We start from the raw sequence: 3,318 nt of genomic DNA on the forward strand, positions 1-3,318 counted from the left end.
TGGTTGAAGAAGTTTCGCCGGTTTTCAACGAGATATGAAAAGCTAGCCAAGAGTTTTGCAGCCTTTATCAAACTGGCTTTCTGCCTTCGCTACTTGCGCGAGTTATGTGTGGACAGAAAACCAGCATTTTGAGAACACAGCCTAGCGAGGTGACGACATGGACCACTCACTCCCCCTTATCACCACCCTGGTAGGCGGCCTCGTGCTGGCCTACCTCTTCGGCATGCTGGCAAGCCGCCTGCGCATCTCCCCCATGGTGGGCTACCTCGCGGCCGGCGTGGTATGCGGCCCCTTTACGCCGGGCTATGTCGCCGATCTGCGGCTCGCCCCCGAGCTGGCCGAAATCGGCGTCATCCTGCTGATGTTTGGTGTCGGCCTGCACTTTTCCGTGAAAGACCTGCTGTCGGTGAAACACATCGCCATCCCGGGAGCCATCGTCCAGATAACCCTTGCGACCCTGCTCGGCCTTGGCCTCTCCCAACTGCTCGACTGGACCGTGACCGCCGGCCTGGTGTTTGGCCTGGCCCTCTCCACCGCCAGTACCGTGGTGCTGCTGCGCGCCCTGGAGAGTCGCGGCCAGCTCGACACCAACGAGGGACGCATCGCCATCGGCTGGCTCATCGTGGAGGATCTGGTGATGGTGCTGGCCCTGGTACTGCTCCCCATCCTCGCCAACCTGCAGCAGGGGGGCGAGGCACTGACCCCGGCCCAGGTGATGGCGGATATCGGCCTGACCCTGGCCAAGGTGGCTGCCTTCATCGCCCTGATGGTCATCGGCGGGCGACGCCTCATCCCCTGGCTGTTGGCCCGCACCGCCGCCACCGGCTCCCGCGAGCTGTTCACCCTGGCCGTCCTCTCCTGCTCCCTTGGCATCGCTTTTGGCGCCGTCAAGCTGTTTGGCGTCTCCTTTGCCCTCGGCGCCTTCTTCGCCGGCGTCGTGATGAACAGCTCCCATCTGAGCCACAAGGCGGCCAACGACACCCTGCCCCTGCAGGACGCCTTCGCTGTGCTCTTCTTCGTCTCCGTGGGCATGCTGTTCGACCCCGTCATCCTGCTGCGCGAGCCCCTGGCCGTGCTGGCCACCCTGTTCGTCATCGTGATCGGCAAATCGGTGGCCGCCTTCGCCATCGTGCGGCTCTTTGGCCACAGTCAGCGCACGGCGCTGACCATCTCCGCCAGCCTGGCCCAGGTGGGTGAGTTCTCCTTCATCCTGATGGGTCTCGGGGTCATGCTCGAACTGGTCCCCGGGGTCGCCCGGGATCTGGTGCTGGTCGGCGCCTGTTTCTCCATCGTGCTCAATCCACTGGTCTTCAACCAGGTGGAGCGCTGGCTGAGGCGCCATCCCGAGCCACGCACCGATGAGTCACCTCACCTCTGCCCCTTGCAGGGCCATGTGGTGGTAGTGGGCGCCGACGAGATAGGTCAGCACCTCATCTGGCAGTTGCATGAACAAGGCAGGGAGATGGTGGTGATCGACACCGATGAGCGACTGCTGGCCCCTTGGCGCGCCATGGGGATCACCTGTCTGGCGGGCCATCCCATCCAGCAGGATCTGCTGACGGCGGCGCTGCCCAACGCCAGCTGGCTACTGATCACCCTGGATGACAGCCTGCTGGCCGGTGAGATAGCCATCAGGGCGCAGGAATACGGCGCCCTGATGCGCATCGCCGCCTGTGCCCACCAGCACGAGGAGGTGCATCATCTGCGCGTGCGCGGCGTGCATCAGGTGGTCAAGAGCGAGGAGGAGGCTGCGCGGCGACTCTGTCACCTCGCCATGGAGATGGCCTGAAGATCATCGGAAGTCACGAGCCCCCACGACGGGGCCAGACAAGCAGCCCGGGCCTGCTGCCCGGGCTTTTTGCATGACGGGGTGATACGGCCGTCCCCTCACAGCAGATCGTGCTTGTCCAGCAGGCGATAGAGGGTGGCCCGGGAGATGTCGAGCGTGCGGGCCACCTCCTCGAGCTGATCGGGGAAGCGGGCCAGCGTCCGTTGCAAGGCCTGACGCTCCGCCGCTTCGCGCACCGCCTTGAGCGAGCCGTCGAGCAGCAGGCTGTCCATGTTGGTCAGCTCCATGTCATCGGCTTCGATGAAGGGGCCGCTGCACATGACAGCCGCCCGCTGCACCCGGTTGCGCAGCTCCCTCACATTCCCCGGCCAGCCATAGGACTGCATGGCCTGGCGCGCCTTGCGGGTGAAGCTGAGCACCCGCCCGCCCCGCACTTCCGCCAGAATGTCATCGGCAAGGAGCTGGATGTCTTCCGCCCGCTCGCACAAGGCCGGGGTGCGCAGGCGCACCACGTTGAGCCGGTAGTAGAGATCCATGCGAAAGCCGCCGCTGGCCACCGCCTGCTCCACATCGATATTGGTGGCCGCGATGATCCGCACATCCACACGACGCGACAGGTGGCTGCCCACCGCCTCTATGCACTGCTCCTGCAAGAAGCGCAGCAGGGCTGCCTGATCCTCCAGCGGCAACTCCCCTATCTCGTCGAGAAACAGGGTGCCGCCATCGGCGGCCTCTATCTTGCCTATCTTGTGGTGCTGTGCCCCGGTGAAGGCCCCCTTGACGTGGCCGAACAGCTCGGACTGGATGAGCTGATGGGGCATGGCCCCGCAATTGACCGCCACGAAGGGGCTCTCCTCCCCGAACGTGCTGTAGTGCAGCTCCCGGGCCACCAGCTCCTTGCCCGTGCCGCTCGGTCCTGTCACCAGTACGGGCAGGCGGCAATGCTGCAACCGCACGATCTGGTCGCGCAACTGGCGAATGGGGGCGCTCTCCCCCTGGATGAAACGAAGCTGGGGTTGCAGTCGGGGGCGGTGTCGCCGGATGAGGCGCGCCATCCCCAGGGCATGTCCCAGGCTGTGGGAGAGCCTGTCTCTGTCCAGGGGAAAGGTGTGAAAATCATGAAAACAGGCGGCCAGCAGATTGCGAAGGGCTTCGCTGGCGAGACAGTCCCGCTGGATGAGGCCGATCCACAAGGCGCCGGAGTGCTGCGCTATCAGGTTGTAGAGGGCTTCGTGCTGCTGATGCTCGATCACCACCAGCACCAGGGGATAGTCCTTTTCCTGCAGTTTTTTCTCTGCCACCACCAGGGAGCTTGCCTGCTCCACCTGCCACTCGCCTTGTTCCAGCAGGCTTTCCAGTACGGCACATGAATTGATGAGCAACAACATGTACAGGATCTTTAGCTACAACCAATTGAAATAGATAGAAAAAAGGCTTCGTTTGTGATCTGATTTAATCGCAAAAAAAAACCGACACGCCCGAAGCCATGACTATTATCAATGCAACCCAGTACCTCAAGCAACTTCTTA

The 3,318-nt window shown here is 63.1% G+C and carries 2 protein-coding genes and 1 pseudogene; 2 read left to right on the plus strand and 1 reads right to left on the minus strand.

The genetic code is table 11. The annotated features are described in order from the left end of the window. Together J9892_RS21635 and ybaL are read left to right on the plus strand one after the other, a co-directional pair. Positions 1–132: pseudogene (locus J9892_RS21635) on the plus strand (IS5/IS1182 family transposase); the annotation flags it as partial. Positions 133–157: 25 nt separating this feature from the next. Further along, positions 158–1,789: a YbaL family putative K(+) efflux transporter gene (ybaL, locus tag J9892_RS21640; protein WP_039039338.1), complete on the plus strand. Its 1,632-nt coding sequence runs from the start codon at positions 158–160 to the stop codon at positions 1,787–1,789. 98 nt (positions 1,790–1,887) lie between these two features. Here ybaL and J9892_RS21645 read toward each other — a convergent pair whose 3' ends face one another. Further along, positions 1,888–3,177 (minus strand): sigma-54 dependent transcriptional regulator, encoded by a 1,290-nt coding sequence (locus tag J9892_RS21645; RefSeq protein ID WP_210538970.1) that lies wholly within the window; start codon positions 3,175–3,177, stop codon positions 1,888–1,890. Positions 3,178–3,318: the final 141 nt, after the last annotated feature.

Source organism: Aeromonas sp. Prich7-2 (assembly GCF_017939255.1).
In the GTDB taxonomy this organism is placed as follows: domain Bacteria; phylum Pseudomonadota; class Gammaproteobacteria; order Enterobacterales; family Aeromonadaceae; genus Aeromonas; species Aeromonas caviae.

Bases quoted from the DNA above. Each gene is read 5' to 3' on its own strand.
- ybaL (WP_039039338.1), top strand. From the start codon at position 158: ATGGACCACTCACTCCCCCTTATCACCACCCTGGTAGGCGGCCTCGTG.
- J9892_RS21645 (WP_210538970.1), bottom strand. From the start codon at position 3,177: ATGTTGTTGCTCATCAATTCATGTGCCGTACTGGAAAGCCTGCTGGAA.